The organism is Arthrobacter sp. UNC362MFTsu5.1, assembly GCF_000685965.1.
GTDB lineage: Bacteria > Actinomycetota > Actinomycetes > Actinomycetales > Micrococcaceae > Arthrobacter.
Map to the genome: position 1 here is coordinate 1 of NZ_JMLE01000050.1, position 15,317 is coordinate 15,317.

At 64.7% G+C, this 15,317-nt stretch carries 17 protein-coding genes and 1 pseudogene; 10 read left to right on the top strand and 8 right to left on the bottom strand.

Annotated elements, in window-relative coordinates:
- The 3 genes from BS38_RS26300 to BS38_RS27340 form a co-directional block, all read left to right on the top strand.
- The coding region (locus BS38_RS26300) for a flavin reductase family protein (RefSeq protein ID WP_043439904.1) at nucleotides 1-390 on the top strand (390 nt) is incomplete at its 5' end.
- A complete protein-coding gene (locus BS38_RS0123495; protein ID WP_028272948.1) occupies nucleotides 387-704 on the top strand; it encodes a hypothetical protein in 318 nt (105 codons plus the stop codon). The genes BS38_RS26300 and BS38_RS0123495, both read left to right, overlap by 4 nt.
- A 98-nt stretch (nucleotides 705-802) precedes the next feature.
- On the top strand, nucleotides 803-994 hold the full coding sequence (locus tag BS38_RS27340) for a hypothetical protein (RefSeq protein WP_028272949.1): 192 nt from the start codon (nucleotides 803-805) through the stop codon (nucleotides 992-994).
- 242 nt (nucleotides 995-1,236) lie between these two features.
- On the opposite strand, the gene BS38_RS0123505 is transcribed toward BS38_RS27340, so the two are convergent.
- The gene (locus BS38_RS0123505; protein WP_028272950.1) at nucleotides 1,237-1,851 is read right to left on the bottom strand and encodes a carbonic anhydrase; all 615 of its coding nucleotides are present in this window, start codon (nucleotides 1,849-1,851) and stop codon (nucleotides 1,237-1,239) included.
- A gap of 399 nt (nucleotides 1,852-2,250) precedes the next feature.
- Complete coding sequence (locus BS38_RS0123515) at nucleotides 2,251-3,063, bottom strand: MBL fold metallo-hydrolase (RefSeq protein WP_028272951.1); 813 nt, start codon at nucleotides 3,061-3,063, stop codon at nucleotides 2,251-2,253.
- Between the two features lie 212 nt (nucleotides 3,064-3,275).
- On the opposite strand from BS38_RS0123515, the gene BS38_RS0123520 reads away from it, so the two are divergent.
- From BS38_RS0123520 to BS38_RS27780, 3 genes and pseudogenes are all read left to right on the top strand, one after another.
- Nucleotides 3,276-4,241, top strand: coding sequence for an amidohydrolase family protein (locus tag BS38_RS0123520; protein WP_028272952.1), 966 nt, complete (start codon nucleotides 3,276-3,278; stop codon nucleotides 4,239-4,241).
- 124 nt (nucleotides 4,242-4,365) lie between these two features.
- A pseudogene (locus BS38_RS27775) lies at nucleotides 4,366-4,830 on the top strand (SRPBCC family protein); the annotation flags it as partial.
- A 45-nt stretch (nucleotides 4,831-4,875) separates the two neighbouring features.
- Entirely contained in the window at nucleotides 4,876-5,277 is a 402-nt protein-coding gene (locus BS38_RS27780; protein ID WP_028272953.1) for a VOC family protein, read from the top strand.
- An 18-nt stretch (nucleotides 5,278-5,295) separates the two neighbouring features.
- Here BS38_RS27780 and BS38_RS26305 read toward each other — a convergent pair whose 3' ends face one another.
- The 3 genes from BS38_RS26305 to BS38_RS0123540 all read right to left on the bottom strand — a co-directional run bounded on the left by BS38_RS26305 (nucleotide 5,296) and on the right by BS38_RS0123540 (nucleotide 8,344).
- Nucleotides 5,296-5,556: a hypothetical protein gene (locus tag BS38_RS26305; RefSeq protein WP_051629135.1), complete on the bottom strand. Its 261-nt coding sequence runs from the start codon at nucleotides 5,554-5,556 to the stop codon at nucleotides 5,296-5,298.
- Between the two features lie 210 nt (nucleotides 5,557-5,766).
- Nucleotides 5,767-7,215: an SLC13 family permease gene (locus BS38_RS0123535; protein WP_028272954.1), complete on the bottom strand. Its 1,449-nt coding sequence runs from the start codon at nucleotides 7,213-7,215 to the stop codon at nucleotides 5,767-5,769.
- A 10-nt stretch (nucleotides 7,216-7,225) separates the two neighbouring features.
- On the bottom strand, nucleotides 7,226-8,344 hold the full coding sequence (locus tag BS38_RS0123540; protein WP_028272955.1) for a PrpF domain-containing protein: 1,119 nt from the start codon (nucleotides 8,342-8,344) through the stop codon (nucleotides 7,226-7,228).
- 241 nt (nucleotides 8,345-8,585) lie between these two features.
- On the opposite strand from BS38_RS0123540, the gene BS38_RS0123545 reads away from it, so the two are divergent.
- Entirely contained in the window at nucleotides 8,586-9,524 is a 939-nt protein-coding gene (locus tag BS38_RS0123545) for a LysR family transcriptional regulator (RefSeq protein WP_028272956.1), read from the top strand.
- Nucleotides 9,525-9,656: 132 nt separating this feature from the next.
- The gene (locus BS38_RS0123550) at nucleotides 9,657-10,670 is read left to right on the top strand and encodes an isopenicillin N synthase family dioxygenase (protein WP_028272957.1); all 1,014 of its coding nucleotides are present in this window, start codon (nucleotides 9,657-9,659) and stop codon (nucleotides 10,668-10,670) included.
- A gap of 12 nt (nucleotides 10,671-10,682) precedes the next feature.
- Here BS38_RS0123550 and BS38_RS0123555 read toward each other — a convergent pair whose 3' ends face one another.
- From BS38_RS0123555 to BS38_RS0123565, 3 genes are all read right to left on the bottom strand, one after another.
- Nucleotides 10,683-12,086 carry an MFS transporter gene (locus BS38_RS0123555; protein WP_028272958.1) on the bottom strand — a complete coding sequence of 468 codons (1,404 nt, stop codon included), beginning with the start codon at nucleotides 12,084-12,086 and terminating at the stop codon, nucleotides 10,683-10,685.
- A 52-nt stretch (nucleotides 12,087-12,138) separates the two neighbouring features.
- Nucleotides 12,139-12,411: a hypothetical protein gene (locus tag BS38_RS26310; protein ID WP_197025031.1), complete on the bottom strand. Its 273-nt coding sequence runs from the start codon at nucleotides 12,409-12,411 to the stop codon at nucleotides 12,139-12,141.
- Between the two features lie 256 nt (nucleotides 12,412-12,667).
- Complete coding sequence (locus BS38_RS0123565) at nucleotides 12,668-13,456, bottom strand: sugar phosphate isomerase/epimerase family protein (RefSeq protein WP_231511443.1); 789 nt, start codon at nucleotides 13,454-13,456, stop codon at nucleotides 12,668-12,670.
- Between the two features lie 348 nt (nucleotides 13,457-13,804).
- On the opposite strand from BS38_RS0123565, the gene BS38_RS0123570 reads away from it, so the two are divergent.
- Nucleotides 13,805-14,794, top strand: coding sequence for a substrate-binding domain-containing protein (locus BS38_RS0123570; RefSeq protein ID WP_028272960.1), 990 nt, complete (start codon nucleotides 13,805-13,807; stop codon nucleotides 14,792-14,794).
- Between the two features lie 72 nt (nucleotides 14,795-14,866).
- Nucleotides 14,867-15,317: ABC transporter permease subunit (locus BS38_RS0123575; RefSeq protein WP_043439909.1), on the top strand; the 451-nt coding region annotated here is incomplete at its 3' end.

A 15,317-nucleotide genomic window follows, 5' to 3' on the forward strand; every position in this document is an offset into this window, starting at 1 on the left:
TCCCTTTCCCTGGATCCGGCGCTGGTGACGTTCAGTCCGGCCCGCAGTTCCAGCACCTGGCCGCTGCTGCGGGCCGCGGGCCGGTTCACGGTGAACATCCTTCCGGCCGGGCACCGGCATCTTGCCGCGCAGTTTGCCCGTTCGGGCACCGATAAGTTCGCCGGTGTGGGGTTTTCGGTGTCGCCGCTGGGTAATCCGGTGCTGGATCAGGCCCTTGCGTGGGTGGATTGCGAGCTGTACCGGGAGTACGACGGCGGCGACCACACCATTGTGGTGGGGTCGGTCCGTGCCCTGGGTGCACGGGACGGTGCCGGGCCGCTGCTCTTCTTCAAGGGCGGCTATTTCGACGGCGTGCCGTCCCGGGCCGGGCAGCTGGAAAGCGCCGCATGACACGGGCCAAGTCAGGGACCCGCCGGCTGCGGCGCCGCCCTGAGCAGCCGGCCGCCGGCACCACGACCAGTGCTGGCATTCATGGCCTCCGGGACAGCGTCCCGGACCACCCCGCGCAGGACTGGTCCGGCATAGAGGTGGGGGCAACCGTCCACGTCATTCCGCCCGCAGGGTTGCCATACCTCGGCCGGGTGGATGCCAAGACGCCCGACTCCGGAATTGCCTGGGTGGTGAGCCTGGAAGGCTCCGGCCGCCAGATGCATGGCAAGCGCGACGGCGTCCGCCTGCACTCTGTCCCGAGGCCGCCGTGGTGACACTCGGGTGCCCACCTTCTTCGTTGCTGCCTAAGCCGGCTGCTCGGGTTCGCCCAGCGAGAGCATCAGCCGGTTCGCCCAGTTAAGAACGCACTGCCATGGATCACGTCGGCGAGCTCCAGCGGATCCAGCCCCTCATCCTGCAGGGCCTCGACGTGGGCCGGAGTGAGCCGCGGGGAGTCTGCGCCAGTGCTGCCGCTGCCGCCGCCACCGCATTCCAGCGAGCCCCGAGGTCCGCCGAGGTGCCGTCGTCGAGAAGTCGCTGGACGTCGTCGTGCCGGTCCGTGTGAGGACGTCTTGCATCACCCTAGAAGCGCAAGGGGCCGGGGCTGAAGTTGTCTGACATGTACTGTCACTGCGGTTCGCACGGCGCAAAGCGGGGTCATTTTCCGCAACGAAAACGCGGTTCCGGGACGGGGAAGAGAGGACGTTGGCGAGTGCCAACGGGCACCAAAATGGGGGCATACCGGCCACAGAAAGCCCGCCCGCCACGTTCTATCCGGCGACGGGAGGCACAGGCCTCGCCAGGTTCCTAGAGGACGCCGGCTGTGGAGACGAGCTGCGCCCGACCCTCCTCGAGCCGGTACGCGACGCCGACCACCGCGGCGGAGTAATTGTCCACCGCGTCGAAGATCATCCGTGAACTGTCCATCAGCCGGCGCACGGTCTGCTTGACGTGCTCGACCACCATGTCGTTGACGTCCGTTTTGTCCTCACGGATCGACCTCAGCACCGACGGTGTGATCCGTTCCACCAGGTCGCGGATGTGGCCCGGGGGCGACTCTCCGGTTTCCACGGCTTCCTTCGCGGCCGTGACGGCGCCGCAATTGTCATGACCAAGGACGACGATCAGCGGGACGTTGAGAACCGAGACCGCGTACTCCAGCGAGCCGAGAACGGCGTCATCGATCACGTGCCCGGCTGTGCGCACCACGAAAACGTCGCCGAGGCCGACGTCGAAGATGATCTCCGCGGCGAGTCGGGAGTCCGCACAGCCAAAGATGACTGCGAACGGATTTTGGGTGTTCACCAGCTCGCTGCGGCGGGAGGCGTTCTGGTTCGGGTGTAGCGAAGCTTCCGTGACGAAACGCTCGTTGCCGTCAAGCAGCCGCTGCCATGCCTCGTAGGTGCTGATTCTGCTGCTCACCCTACTTACTGTAAAGGGGCGTGCCTGTAGGGGGCGCGCCGACCCACAGAGCGCCGACCCACAGAGGGAGGTCCGCTTCCGGGTGGTGTGCGGGACGGGTTGGGGGAAGGCTGAACGCGGGGGTTTGGCTTAGCCCATCCCGGCCGGCCCCGCCCAGGCGCCGCCGGCGCCGGTCCCGCCACCGCCGCGGTCGTCATCCCTGCCGCAGCGCGTGCAGCGCTTGTATCGGCCCCCGTCCTCGGTGTGCTCTTCGTGCCAATCGTGACGGAGATTCAATTTGCACAGCAGGGCCCTGAGCATGGTCTGCTCCGATCTGAGGCTCGCCCACTATCCCCATTGCCAAGGCAAGTCTAGGAGCGCCACCGCGGCCGCCGCCAGTGCATGCCAGTACTGGCCGGCTCAGGTCAGATGATCGAAGTCTCCTCGCGCCCACGCGTTGTGCCTTTGCGCAGAATCATGCAGAACGGCCCTGGCTCCGGACGCGATTGCATTGTTGAAGTTGCCGTAAATCCGGTCAAAATCGAGGTCTTCCAGCTGCGCGGCGATGCGCAGGGCCACCGCGCCGGAAAGCGGCAAATGATTCGGGTAGCTGCGCATGAACGCGATAGAGCGGCGGTCCGGATTCGGAAACACGCTGTCACCGGTTAGCAGGACTCCTCTGCCGCCGGCTCCTGCAGCCCACTGCGCCACCGCGCTGCCGGGGAAGTGCCCACCGGTCTGGTGGAGGGTCAACCCTTCGGCGACACTGTGAATGCCCGCCCAGTATTCGATCATCGGATCATGGCGGCCCAGCCATCGCCGGTCTGCCTCCGCCACAAGGACCGGGACGCCACCGAGCCGGTGCGACCACTCGACCTGCACGCCGAACATGTGCGGATGGCTCGCGGCGATGGCCAGGACCGGGCCTCGCTCGAGCACAGCCTTCGCAGCACTGTCGTCGACGTATCCGACCGGATCCCACAGCAGCGAACCCTCCGGTGTCACCACAAGCTGGGCAGTCTGGCCGATCCCGACTTTTGGCTCCGCCCGGATCCCGAAAAGTCCTGGCTCGTTCTCCTTCAGCGATAGCTGCTGGCCTTCCTGCGCCATCGCGTCCAGCGTGAGCCATTTTTGTCCGTCCTCGGGCACGTACTGCCGTTCATCGGCGCAGATCGGGCAGAGCGCCGGGGCAGGTTCGTCGCGTTCGACGGCGCAGGTTGCGCAGATCAGCATGGCTGGTCCCTTCCAAACGTCCTGTGTCCTGCTCGCCGCCTTCTTCTCCGTCGGCCGCAGGCTCGAGTGCCCAGACTATGGCACGCGAAAGTCTCCAAGGAAGAGAATTCCCCACACAAAAGACGGACCTGGCCACAGCGAGTAGATTGATGGCATCCGCTGATTTGAAGGCCTTGGGTCGGCGCACCGGGTACGTTGGGCAGGGGATCTGGATGAGTCGGCCGTTCCGAATTGATACTCACCAGCACATCGTTCCGCCTGAGTATGCGCGGTGGCTCAACGAGAAGGGCATCCGCCCGGGCGGCCTGCGCCTGCCCTCGTGGTCGGAGCGCTCCGCGTTGAAGTTCATGGACAGCCACGATGTGCAGGCGGCCATCCTGTCCCTGTCCACCCCCGGCGTCTACCTCGGGGACGCCCTGGAGGCGCGGCGGCGTGCGCGGGAGGTCAATGAGTACAGCGCGGACGTCGTAGCGGGCCGGCCGGAGCGATTCGGGTTCTTCGCGACACTGACGCTTCCGGACGTGGACGGCGCCCTGGCGGAGGCGGAATATGCCTTGGACAGCCTGCATGCGGACGGCGTCGTGTTGCTGGCCAACAACGACGGCCGCTACCTGGGCGATCCGGACTTCACGCCTCTGCTGGAGTTCCTGCACCACCGGCACGCCGTAGTGTTCGTTCACCCCGGCGAGCTCCCCGCTCCTGCGGTGCCTGGCATACCCACCTTCGCCGCGGATTTCTTACTCGACACCACCCGCACTGCTATCAGCTTGATCCTGTCCGGTGCGATGGAGAAGTACTCGGGAATCAAGTTCCTCCTGGCCCACGCGGGCGGCTTCGTGCCTTACATCGCCTTCAGGATCCTGCTCACGATGCTTAACCAAAAGGAGTTGGCCTTCAGCGCGTTGGCAGCGTTGATAGACGAGAAGCAATCAATCCTGCGGCGGTTCTACTACGACGTCGCCCTGTCTGCGAGCCCGTCGGCGCTGCCCAGCCTGCTCGAGGTAGCTGACCCTGGCCGCATCACGTACGGCACTGACTTTCCCTTCGCCCCGTCGATGGCGGTCGGGTTACAGAATGCGCAGTACGAGAGCTACCCGCTTGACCCCGTCCGGCGCGCAGCGATAGACCGCAACAACGCCGAGGCCCTGTTTCCCCGGCTGAAGGGTACCGGCGGCTAAATCGACTCCAGCAACGGGCGAGAGGCTTGTATTACTTAGCTGCGCAATTACACTGAAGCGCACATGGATGCACCCTTTAGCCGGGGAATTGCCGAGGCGAGCCCACCGAACCGGAGGATAGACGATGGCCGACCACCCGACAGAGGCTCGAAGCTTCACCCTTACCCGAATTTTGGCGGCATCGCGGCACGCCGTCTTCACGGCTTGGACCGACCCTGAGCACCTCGCCTGGTTCTACAACCCCGACATGCCCATGCCCGCCTCTCCCGTTGAAGTGGACCTGCGCGTTGGGGGTACCTGGAAACAGCAGATGGTCGTCAATCAAGACCGTAGCTACCCTACCGGGGGGACGTACCTGGAGATCGTTCCGGACGAACGACTCGTCTTCCGGTGGGGAGCAGCCGGCGGCTGGCCGGAACTCGACGGCGGGAACGAACTAACCGCCCCCATCGTCACAGTCCAACTCGCCGACGTCGGCACAGAAACGGAGCTCGCCCTCACGGTCCGGTTCCCCGGGCACCTCGGCATCGAGGAGGTGCAACAACTTATCCACGGCGGCACTCGAGAGGGTTGGGACATGACCCTGGACCGCGTCAAGGAGAGTACCGCCATCACCACCCGGAGAGCTGGACGCATGGCCGGGCCTCAGGTCTATGTCTTTTTCCCGGGAACGGCACGGGAAGCACTGAATTTTTACGCGGATGTTTTCGGTGGCGAGCTTTCCCTGTACACCTACGAGGACTTCGGCAGGAGCGACGGCGCACCAAACGCCATAGCTCACGGAGTACTCAGCGGCCTGGTAGCCCTGGCGGGATCGGATGCAGCCGAAGGCCAAACAACGGTCCGACTCGAAGGCATCATGCTTTCGTTACTGGGAACCGCCGAGCCGGCAGTCCTCCATGAGTGGTTCGACAAGCTCTCCGTTGACGGGTCCGTGATCGATCCCCTCTCACCAAAGCCATGGGGCGCATCGGACGGCCAGGTCGTTGATCGTCACGGACTCCACTGGCTTGTCGGATACGAGCCTGCGGCGTGAGCCGCGCACAGTGATGCCCTAGTCGCCTCTGTTTGTTGGCCGCCGGTAAACGCGCACGCCATCGCTGTGCAGAAACAGCGCGCGGCCCTTTCCGCCGTTTTGCTCAAGCCAGAGGACGCTGCCGTCCAGTGCGAGCATGTCGATGCGGCCCGACGCTATGGCCTGTCCGTGACCGTGGATCTCCACTTCGTCGGCCCGGGACAGCTTGGACCAGTTGGCCACTGGTTCAGGTGCCGGGGATCCGGTACGCGGTTTGGCGGGACGATGGCGGAAAGCCATGGGATTTCTCCTTGGTCGAGGTGGGCCGGGATGTCTTGTCTGGAGATCGATGTGGAAGGAGGCAGGGTGGCCCGTGGCCACCCTGCCTCCTTTGCGTGCTGCGCAGTTCTCGCGCCCGAATTTCGGGTTACCTGTTGCGATGGTGTGCGGGAACCGCAGCACGCGTGCCGGATGCTGAGTCCGGCGGTCTGTGGGACGGGCCGGGTCCTGTCACATGATGCCGGTGGGTACCAGCAGGACCCAGGCCAGGGCCGGTGCCACCAGCACTACGCCGCCGGCATAAGCCATCAATTGCTTGTAGACGCGCTGCCGGTCGTCTTCCCGGGCGTTGGCGACCACCAGCGCACCGTCGGTGGAGAACGGCGAGACATCCACCACCGTGGCAGCGATGGCAAGTGCTGCGACTGTACCGGAGGCGCTCAGCGAGCTGGTGGCCAGCAGCGGACCGGCCAGCGGAATGAACGCGGTCAGCAATGCCGTGGAGGACGCGAAGGCGGAGCCGACGCCGATGACGTAGCAGAGGACCAGTGCGACCAGCAGCGGTGCGCCCAGTGCCAGGGCCTGCTCGGCGAGGGTGTCGATGACGCCTACGTGCTGGAGCAGCGAAACGTAGGTGATCATGCCCGCCACCAAAAGGACTGTGGACCAGGAAACGCCACCAATGAAGGTCCGGTGTTCCTTGATGTTGACCAGTGCCAGCAGGAGTCCTGCGGAGAGGGCGACGAACCCGATCGGCATGTGGAAGCCGAGGGTGCACACCAGCATGACCGCAATCAAGGACAGGGTGAGGATCTGCTGTCCGTGGGGCCGGCTGGTTCGGGCGGTGTCGACGTCGGCCTGCTGGCCGCCTGCGCCGTCGCGGAGGCGGCCGATCAGGGCGAACAGGACGATGGTGAGGACGGAGAGTATGAGGTTCAGGGCGAAGCTGGCGGTGAAGAGCGCACCTTGTGAGATGGGAAAACCGTTCTTAAGGGCGATGTCATGCACCAGCACACCGGCCACGGACAGCGGGGAAAAGCCGCCGGCGTGGGCTCCGTTGATGATGAAGGCGCCCATCAGGACGGGATGGATGCGGGACTCGTAGGCAAACCCGATGGCTGCCGGTGCCAGCAGGGCGACGGCGGCCGGCGAGAAGGTGCCCAGTGACGTCAGCGCGGCAGCGATCAGGAAGAACACCCAGGGGAGCAGCATCGTTTTGCCCCTGACCATGCGCACGCAGGACTGGACGATGATGTCGATGGTGCCGTTGCGCTGGGCCATGCTGAAGAAGTAGGTGACCCCGATGATCGTCAGGACGATGCTGGCGGGGAAGTCCTTGAGGATTTCCTTGTCGGTCATTCCAAGCATGAAGTAGCCGACGCCGAAGGAAGCGACCAGCCCCATCACCCCGATGTTCAGCGGCCATTTCGTGGCGACGACGAACATAACGACGAGGATGACGAGCGGGATGATCTGGATTGCGGTCATGGTGTGCTCCGGTTCCGAGGTGGGAGCCGGATTGAAGATGTCACCCCCCAGCATGAGGGCAATCAACGCCAGGATCGCGAAACCGGCGGCCACCGCCACCAGTAGGATACGGCGGCGACGGGTTGGACGCCCGGGACCCTCGTCCCGGGTCTCGGCCGCAGCGGCGGCGGTGCGGTGCTCAGTTTTGGTCATGATGGTCTCCTCAGCGAGTGGCTCCCGCGAGGGAAGCAGCGACGGCGCTGCCGGGAACCTCGGGGAGATGGATGATGGTGGTGGCGATGGTGCGGGCCGTGCGGTCGACGCCGACAAGGAGCGTCCCGTTGTGCTCCTGGCTCCACGTCTCGATGACTCCGGCAGGCGTGCGGAGCCGGAGTGTGCTTCCCGGAGCGTCGCCCGTGATGCTGTGCAGCACGGTGCCGCGGGTGCGGGCCGCCAAAGTCAGTGCGATGCTGCCGGTGATGGCCAGCGCCGGGTGGGGCTTGCCCATGGAGAGCATCATGACGTTGACGTCGCAGGTCTGGTCTGTTGCCTCAGGGGCGGCGGCGATGGCGAGTTTGGGGATCGCCCGCGCCGCTTCAGCAGTGGTGGCGGCCAACCCCATCCGCACCGCCGCCTGCCGCCGGAGCTGCTCCAGGGTGTCCAGCTGCAGCTCCAGGCCGGCGCCCCAGCTGTCGTACCGGGCCGGGTCCAGGCCCAGCTCCTCGGCGCGGACAATCACCACGGGCGCTCCGGCGTCGACCATGGAAACCGTCCAGCGGGTTCCCCCTGCGGTGATGGTGTCGGTGGCCGCACCGGTGGGCAGCAACGCACCGGTGGTCTTGCCGCCAGGGTCCTGGAAACCGAGCCCCACGGGGTGGCCGGGAAACGGCACGCCGGGCATCCGCGCGTCAGGAACGCTGGCCAGAGCGCCGCCGGGGGTGGCCACGCGCTGGACGATGATCTGGTTCGTGTTGGTGTTGCGGGTGACGATCCGGGTGACGTCTCCGCTGGGGAGCACCCACCCCTTCTCGATGGCGTACAGGCCCACAACGGCTGAACCGTTGCCGCAGTTGCTGCCCCAGTCCACGGCTGCCTCTTCGATGCCCACCTGGGCGAAGGTGTACTCGACGTCGACGTCGTCGCCGACGGGCCGGTGCAGGATCACGGCTTTGCTGGTGGTCGAGGTTGCCCCGCCTACGCCATCGATCTGGCGGGGGTCGGGACTGCCGAACAGCCGCGGCAGCAACACGTCCAGGCTGGTGCCGCCCTCCTGAAGGTGCTCCGCTTCGAACACCCAGCACTTGCTGGTGCCTCCGCGCATCCATTGCGCTTCGATCTTCATGGTGGTTCCCACTTCTCCTCGTGCCTCAGATTTGGATGAGGACCTGAAAAGAGATTGAGCCAGATCACAATTTTAGACAATGTTGGATTTTCGAAGGGGGATGTAGAGTTACTTAATTCATTGCCAGCACAATGGCCTGTTCCCGAAGTTCCGTGCTCCGCGTCCCGGAAACTGCACGGGTATCCCGGGTTGAAGCGGCCTCCCGGCAGGGAATGAACCAAATTTGCAGAAGGGTGAAGCGTTGCTAAACGACGAGAAGCAGGATTTGTTCGACATACGGCGGCTGGCGCTGCTGCTTGAGGTGGTGGAGCAGGGGTCCATCACGGCCGCGGCCGAGCTAATGATGTACACGCCCTCTGCCGTCTCGCAGCAGTTGCGCAAGCTTGAGCAAGAGGTGGGGCAGCCTCTGCTCAACCGCCGCTCCCGCGGTGTGGTGCCCACCGAGGCCGGCCAGGTGCTGGCCGGCCACGCCCGCAAGATCGTCTGGCAAATGCAGGCAGCCCGGTCAGACCTGGACCAGATCGCCGGCCTGAAACGCGGGTCCCTGACCGTGGGCACCTTCCCGACCTTGGCCGGATCCTTCCTGCCTATCGTCATCCGGACGTTCAAGAAGCGCTACCCGGCCATCGGGCTTTCCCTGCGCAGCGCCCGTTTTGATGAACTCGTGGCGGATCTCCAGTCCGGAGTCACGGGGCTGTGCCTGCTCTGGGACTACCCCTGGAACCCGTTCCAGGACGATTCCATCCGCGTCACGGAGGTCTTCCGGGAAAGCACAGTGATTCTGGTGGCCCGCAGCCACAGGCTTGCCGACCGGGAGCAAGTGAGCATGGAGGACCTGCGCAACGAGTCCTGGATCGTGCGTGCGGAAGCCCACCCCGTGGTGGAGGTTCTGCAGCGTTCCGCCCACGATGCCGGGTTCGAACCCGAGATCGGGTTCCTGGCAAACGACTACCAGGAGGCCCAGGCCATGGTCAGCGTGGGAATGGGCGTGGCCATGGTGCCCAAGACCGCCGTGGCGCTCCAGCATCCTGACGTCAAGGTGCTGAGCCTTGGTTCCGCCGCCCCGCTGCGGCGGGTACTGCTGGCGCAGCGCGAGGACAAGGTCTACGCTCCGGCCGAGGTGGCCTTCCACTCCACCCTGCTGGAAATCGCCCGCGAACGGGCCGGCGACTACCTCTAGCCATTCGGTCAGGACTCAAGGGGTTGGCAGCCGAAGATTCGGCACCTGCCTGCCCAACGCCGCGGCCCGGCCGTACCATGGAAGCAGATATTTGCGCGGGGTTGCCAAGTTCGCTGAAAAGGACCCGAGACGTTGCCATTCGAAACACTGCCGGTAGTCGACATCTCCCGATTGAACGCTGGCCCGGAGGAGGCGTCGCAGTTCCGTGACGAACTGCGCAACGCGATGCATGAGGTCGGTTTCCTGTACCTTGCCGGCCATGGCATTCCGCAGGAGCTCACGGACGCCATGCTGGATGTGTCCCGCCGCTTCTTCGAGCTGCCCGAGGGGCAGAAGCTTGAGATTGAGAACGTCCATAGCCCGCAGTTCCGTGGTTACACGCGCGTCGGCGGAGAACTCACCGACGGCGCAGTAGATTGGCGCGAGCAGATCGACATCGGAGTTGAGCGCTCCGCGGTGGCCCCGGGCCCGGGCGTCGCGGACTACTGGCGACTCGAAGGGCCCAACCTGTGGCCGGAGGCGCTGCCGGAAATGCGGGGGATTGTCGCCGAGTGGATGGAACGGCTGAGCGCAGTCTCGTTGACTCTCCTGCGGGCCCTGGCGGTATCCCTCGGGGCGCCCGAAGACGCTTTTGACGACGCCTTCGCTGCCCGGGCCTTCCCCGTCCTCAAGGTTGTTCGGTACCCGGGGTCATCCCACGACGAACCCAAGCAGGGAGTGGGCTCCCACCGCGACGGCGGGGTGCTGACGCTCCTTCTGGTGGAGCCGGGCAAGGGCGGCCTTCAGGTCGAATACCAAGGGACATGGATCGACGCACCCCAGGTGCCCGGAACCTTTGTGGTTAACATCGGCGAGATGCTGGAGCTGGCCACGAACGGCTACCTTAAGGCGACCCTGCATCGGGTGATCTCGCCGCCTCGCGGCACCGACAGGATCTCCCTCCCCTTCTTCTACAATCCGGCGCTGGATGCGAGGATGCCGCAACTGGCGGTGAGCCCAGAGTTCCAGGCCAAAGCCCGCGGCCTGTCGGTTGACCCGACGAACAGTCCGATTCTGGAAACCTACGGGGACAACGCCCTTCGCTACCGCCTTCGGGCGCACCCGAACGTCGGTGGGGTGCACCACGCGGACCTGCTGACAGGCTGACGGCGCCCGTCCCTAGCCCGCCGCCCGTGCCGGCGTTTCGGTCGCCGCATAAGTCGCCGAGACCCGGCGGTAGACGGGAGTCAGGAACGCCAGCAGCGCGGCCGCGATCATGACAATCCCGGCGACCAGGAACACTAGCGCGATGCCGCGGGACGTGCCCTCGCCCAGCAACGGGGCCAGCTGCGCGGCGCCTTCAGAGGACCGCGCGTACGGGATGATCCAGACCTGGGCGATGGGCGCGATCAGGAACGCGGTGATTGGCGCTGCCGCGGACTCGAATGCCATGGCGAATCCGAACACCCAGCCTTGCCGGTGCAGGGGGACCACTTGCTGGATGACCGTCTGCTCGGCGGCCTCCACGAAAGGCACCAGGACCAGGTAGAGCCAGATGCCCGCGATGTACAGCCATGCCCACTCCCGCAGCGTAAACACCGCACCGAGTACACCCATCAGGATCACGGCGATGAGCATGGAACGCAACGGGTTGGACCCCAGGCCAAACTTTCCGATCAGTGCGCCACCGACGATGAATCCGGTGGCGCCCAGCGCGAAGTACGTCCCCCAAAGCTCAACGGGGAACATCTCGAGGCCGTAGGGATCCATCAACGCCATGTACACGCCGCCAATGAAGTTGTTGAACGTCGAAAACAGGATGAGCGCGAATAGCCCGGAGATGGCCAGCACGGCGGCGAGGGCGCCGCGCAGGTCGAATCCGCCGTGCGCGTCCGTGGCCGCTGCGCGCACCTCCTCGGGCATGCGCAGCGTGATCAGATGTGCGAATGCCAGGGCTGTGAGCGCCAGGGCGACGACGATCGTCCAGCCCATGCCCAGCAGCCCCACTGACAGCCCGGAGAGTACGGACGTGACGATGAACATCAGCCCCTGCACCATGCCCACCAGCCCGTTGGCGTTCGCTCGCCGATCCGGCTCGATGAGGATGGTGACCGTGGTGGACAGGGCGATGTTGCGCATGTTCTCCACCACCGCGCCAACCAGGATGACCAGCGCGAAGAGCCAAAACCACGGCTGCGTCAGGTCCAGCATCCAGGTGGCCGGTGTCAGCAGGAACATTACCCCGGACAGTACGAACATCATCAGCGTGAAGCCGGCGGCGAAACGCATCACCTCCAGCTTGCGGTAGCGGTCCACGAAGGTGCCGAAGCTGATGCTGGAAAGGGCGATCAGCAGCATGTACGCGCCGCCGATCACGCCGGTGGCGATCACGTTGCGCGTTTCCAGATACACCCAGAACGTCAGGGCGAACCAGAGGTAGCTGGTAGTGATGTTGGCCAAGGCGGTGTTCGCCAGGATGCCGGCGAAGGTCCGGGACCGCTGTTCCGGGCTGCGCAAGGACGTGTCGACGGCGCCGTCGGGAGCCGCAGCGGCCCTGGACGGGGCCGGTTCCTGCTCGGTCATGCGTCCCATTTTACTGACATCCGACTGCGGGGGACATGGCCGCCGCTGCGCTTTAGAAAAGTGTGATGCCGGTGAGTTCGGCGAGTTTAGCAGTGAGTCTGTCCTGGAACGTCGCGTCGGTAGCTTCCGGCGCCGGCAGGCGCTGCCGGCGGTGATACCAGTAACGGCCGGAGACCAGGGCGTCGGGGTCGTTGCTGACAGCCAGCCAGGCCTGGGTCTCGTGGCCCTTGGCCAGATCGTCAGGGGCGCCGGCGCCGCCCATCCTGGTGGGTACCCAGCCGGGGTCGACGGCGTTGCTGAGCACCGTGGGCCAGTGGCGGGCCACCGACGCGGACAGTCACTGCCCGGGCGTCGGCTGGACGCAAGCCCACGTGACGTATGGACTCGAGGACCAGCGGGCGGTCGGCGGGGTATCCGCTGTCAATGAGCATGAAGCCGGTTTCGTCTCGGACCACGATCCAGTTCGAAGCCGGTCCTTCAACGAAAAAGACGCCGGGTGCCTGCTCGGAAACGTTGCCTGCGGGGTGCCATTCATTGGCTCGGACGTGCACGGCTACATCCTAGCCGCCGCGCAGCAAGTGCTACAGCGATGGGGCGGGGTCCGCCGGGAAGCAGGCCAGTGCCGTGGCGTGGGCCTGCCGCAGGGCCTCCTTGACGGGCAGCTTACGATGTTCCTTCGACAGGATTTCCACACCCCAGGGACCATCGAAGCCAATCGCCTTCATTGTCCTGATAAACCCGGTAACGTCCTGGTCGCCCTGTCCGCACAGGCGGCGGTTATAGCGTGTGTCCTCAAAGAGGGAGCCCCTGATTTCGGCGTCCGCGTCGTTGAGTTCCACGCCGAAGATCTGTTGGGCCTCAAGGCTCCGGGACAGCTCGCCAAAGGTGGTTCCGGCACGGAAGACGTGCCAGTAGTCGACGACGAGACCGCATTCGGGCATGTCCACCTTTCGCATGAGCTCAGCAGCCGCCGGCACGCTTCCGACCATCGAAAACGGCATCGGTTCAAGAGCAATGCGGGTACCGCGCATCGCGGCCTCAGCTGTCAGGCGCCGGAGTGGTTCCACCAGGAAGTCGATGTCATTCAGCGGCGTGCCGATGGAAGTTCCTACTTTGATGAATCGGGCACCGAGCGTTTCGGCCGCATCAAGAAGGAGATCGAATTGAGGCCGCCAGTGGTGGACGAGGCTCTCGTCCCACCAGCCGCTCAGGAGTTCCACCTCAACATGGCGGAAGCCGGCGTCGTCAATGAGCTTCCTGAGGGCCGGGAAACCCAGCGTTGATCGTGCGGCGGCCAGGTCGTCGTGGGCCAGCCCAAAACCGGTCCACCCTGTGGAGGAGAGCGCCTCCAAACGATGAGTGATAGGCACGGGGCTTGTCTCCGGGACTTGCAGCGGCGCAACGTCGCCGGCGCTCGTCCAGCACGATGCGACAAGTTCCGGGGGATAGGTGCTGGTCATTGTTCTCCTTTGAAACAAATGAGGGCCGCCGCCCGATGCGTTCCAGTATCAAACCACAAAGCGTTGGAACGGTCTACAGAATTATTGGAACGGTCTATTGACTTCATGAATCCCAGCATTCTAGAGTTGGAGCGTTCCATTCAGAGAGATGGATCACATCCGTTCACAACATCAGCGACCTCCGTATTCGCTCCATGCCCGGCATGCGACCGAAACGTTCACGACGGTCGAAATTGCGCGAATCAAAGGAGATTTCACGTGGCAAAATTCACTTGGCACCGGGGCGTTATGGCTCTCGCCGTCGTTCCGCTGCTGGCGTTGGCGGCGTGCTCAAGCGGCGGCAAGACCGAATCGGGAAGCGCCGGGGCCGCCGGCGCCGTAGCTGACACACCGCGCCTCAAGATCGCGATGATCACCCACGCTGCAGCCGGGGACACGTTCTGGGACATTGTCCGCAAGGGCGCAGAAACCGCTGCAAAGAAAGACAACGTGGACCTGCTCTACAGCGGAGACGGGGATGCCGGCCGCCAGGCACAGCTTGTGCAGCAGGCGATCGACCAGAAAGTGGACGGCATCGCAGTGACGCTGGCGAAGCCGGATGCACTAAAGGATGTCGTCCAGAAGGCACTCGCTGCCGGGATTCCTGTGGTGAGCTTCAACGCGGGCGAGGACCAGTACAAAGCACTGGGAGTCATGGCCCACTTCGGGCAGAGCGACAAGCTCGCCGGTGTCGCGGTGGGCAAGCGCCTGGCTGCAGAGAGCGTCAAGAACCCTATCTGTGTGATCCAGGAACAGGGCCACGTAGGGCTTGAGAACCGTTGCGCCGGCATCAAGGAAAACGTACCCGGGACGGAAATTGTGTACGTCAACGGTGCTGACATGACATCCGTTTCCTCAACTGTTACGGCCAAGCTGCAGTCGACTCCGAATGCGGACGCGATCGTCGGTCTTGGCGCTCCGTTCACGTTGACCATTGTCAAAGCCGTCAAGGAGACGGGCAGCAAGGTCAAGGTCGCGTCCTTTGACCTGAACGCAGATCTGGCCAAGGCGGTGGTGGATGGAAGCGTGGACTTTACCGTGGACCAGCAGCCCTACCTGCAGGGCTACGGCACCGTTGACGCCATCTGGGCGCAAAAAGTCGGTGGTTTCACCGTCGGCGGGGGCCAGCAGGTCTATACCGGCCCCGCCATTGTTGACAAGACCAACGCAGCGGACGTCTCCAAGTTCGCGCAGGCCGGCATCCGCTAGCTCACAGGCACACCTGGCTGCGGGAAGACCGGTCCCGGTTCTCCCGCAGCCAGACCAACAAGGAGTTTTTCCATGACACAGACGTTAGCCAAGCCGGCACCGCTGGCCGCAGATGAGCGCATAGGGCGCCGCAGCCCTCTTCAAAATCTGCTGGGCCGCCCGGAAGTCGGCGCCCTGGTGGGTGCCGTTGTCCTGTTCGTTTTCTTCTCCCTCGTATCTACCACGTTTATCCAGCCGAACGCTTTTGCCACTGTCCTGTATGGCAGCTCCACGATCGGGATCATGGCGGTGGGCGTGTCACTGCTGATGATCGGCGGCGAGTTTGACCTCTCCACCGGCGTGGCCGTCATTTCGTCCGCCCTGACGGCGTCGATGTTCAGCTGGTTCTTCAGCGTGAATGTCTGGGTGGGTGTGTTCCTGGCCCTGGCGGTGTCACTCACCATCGGTTTCATCAACGGCTGGATCCTGGTGAAGACCAAGCTGCCCAGCTTTATCGTCACGCTGGCCACGTTCCTGATGCTGA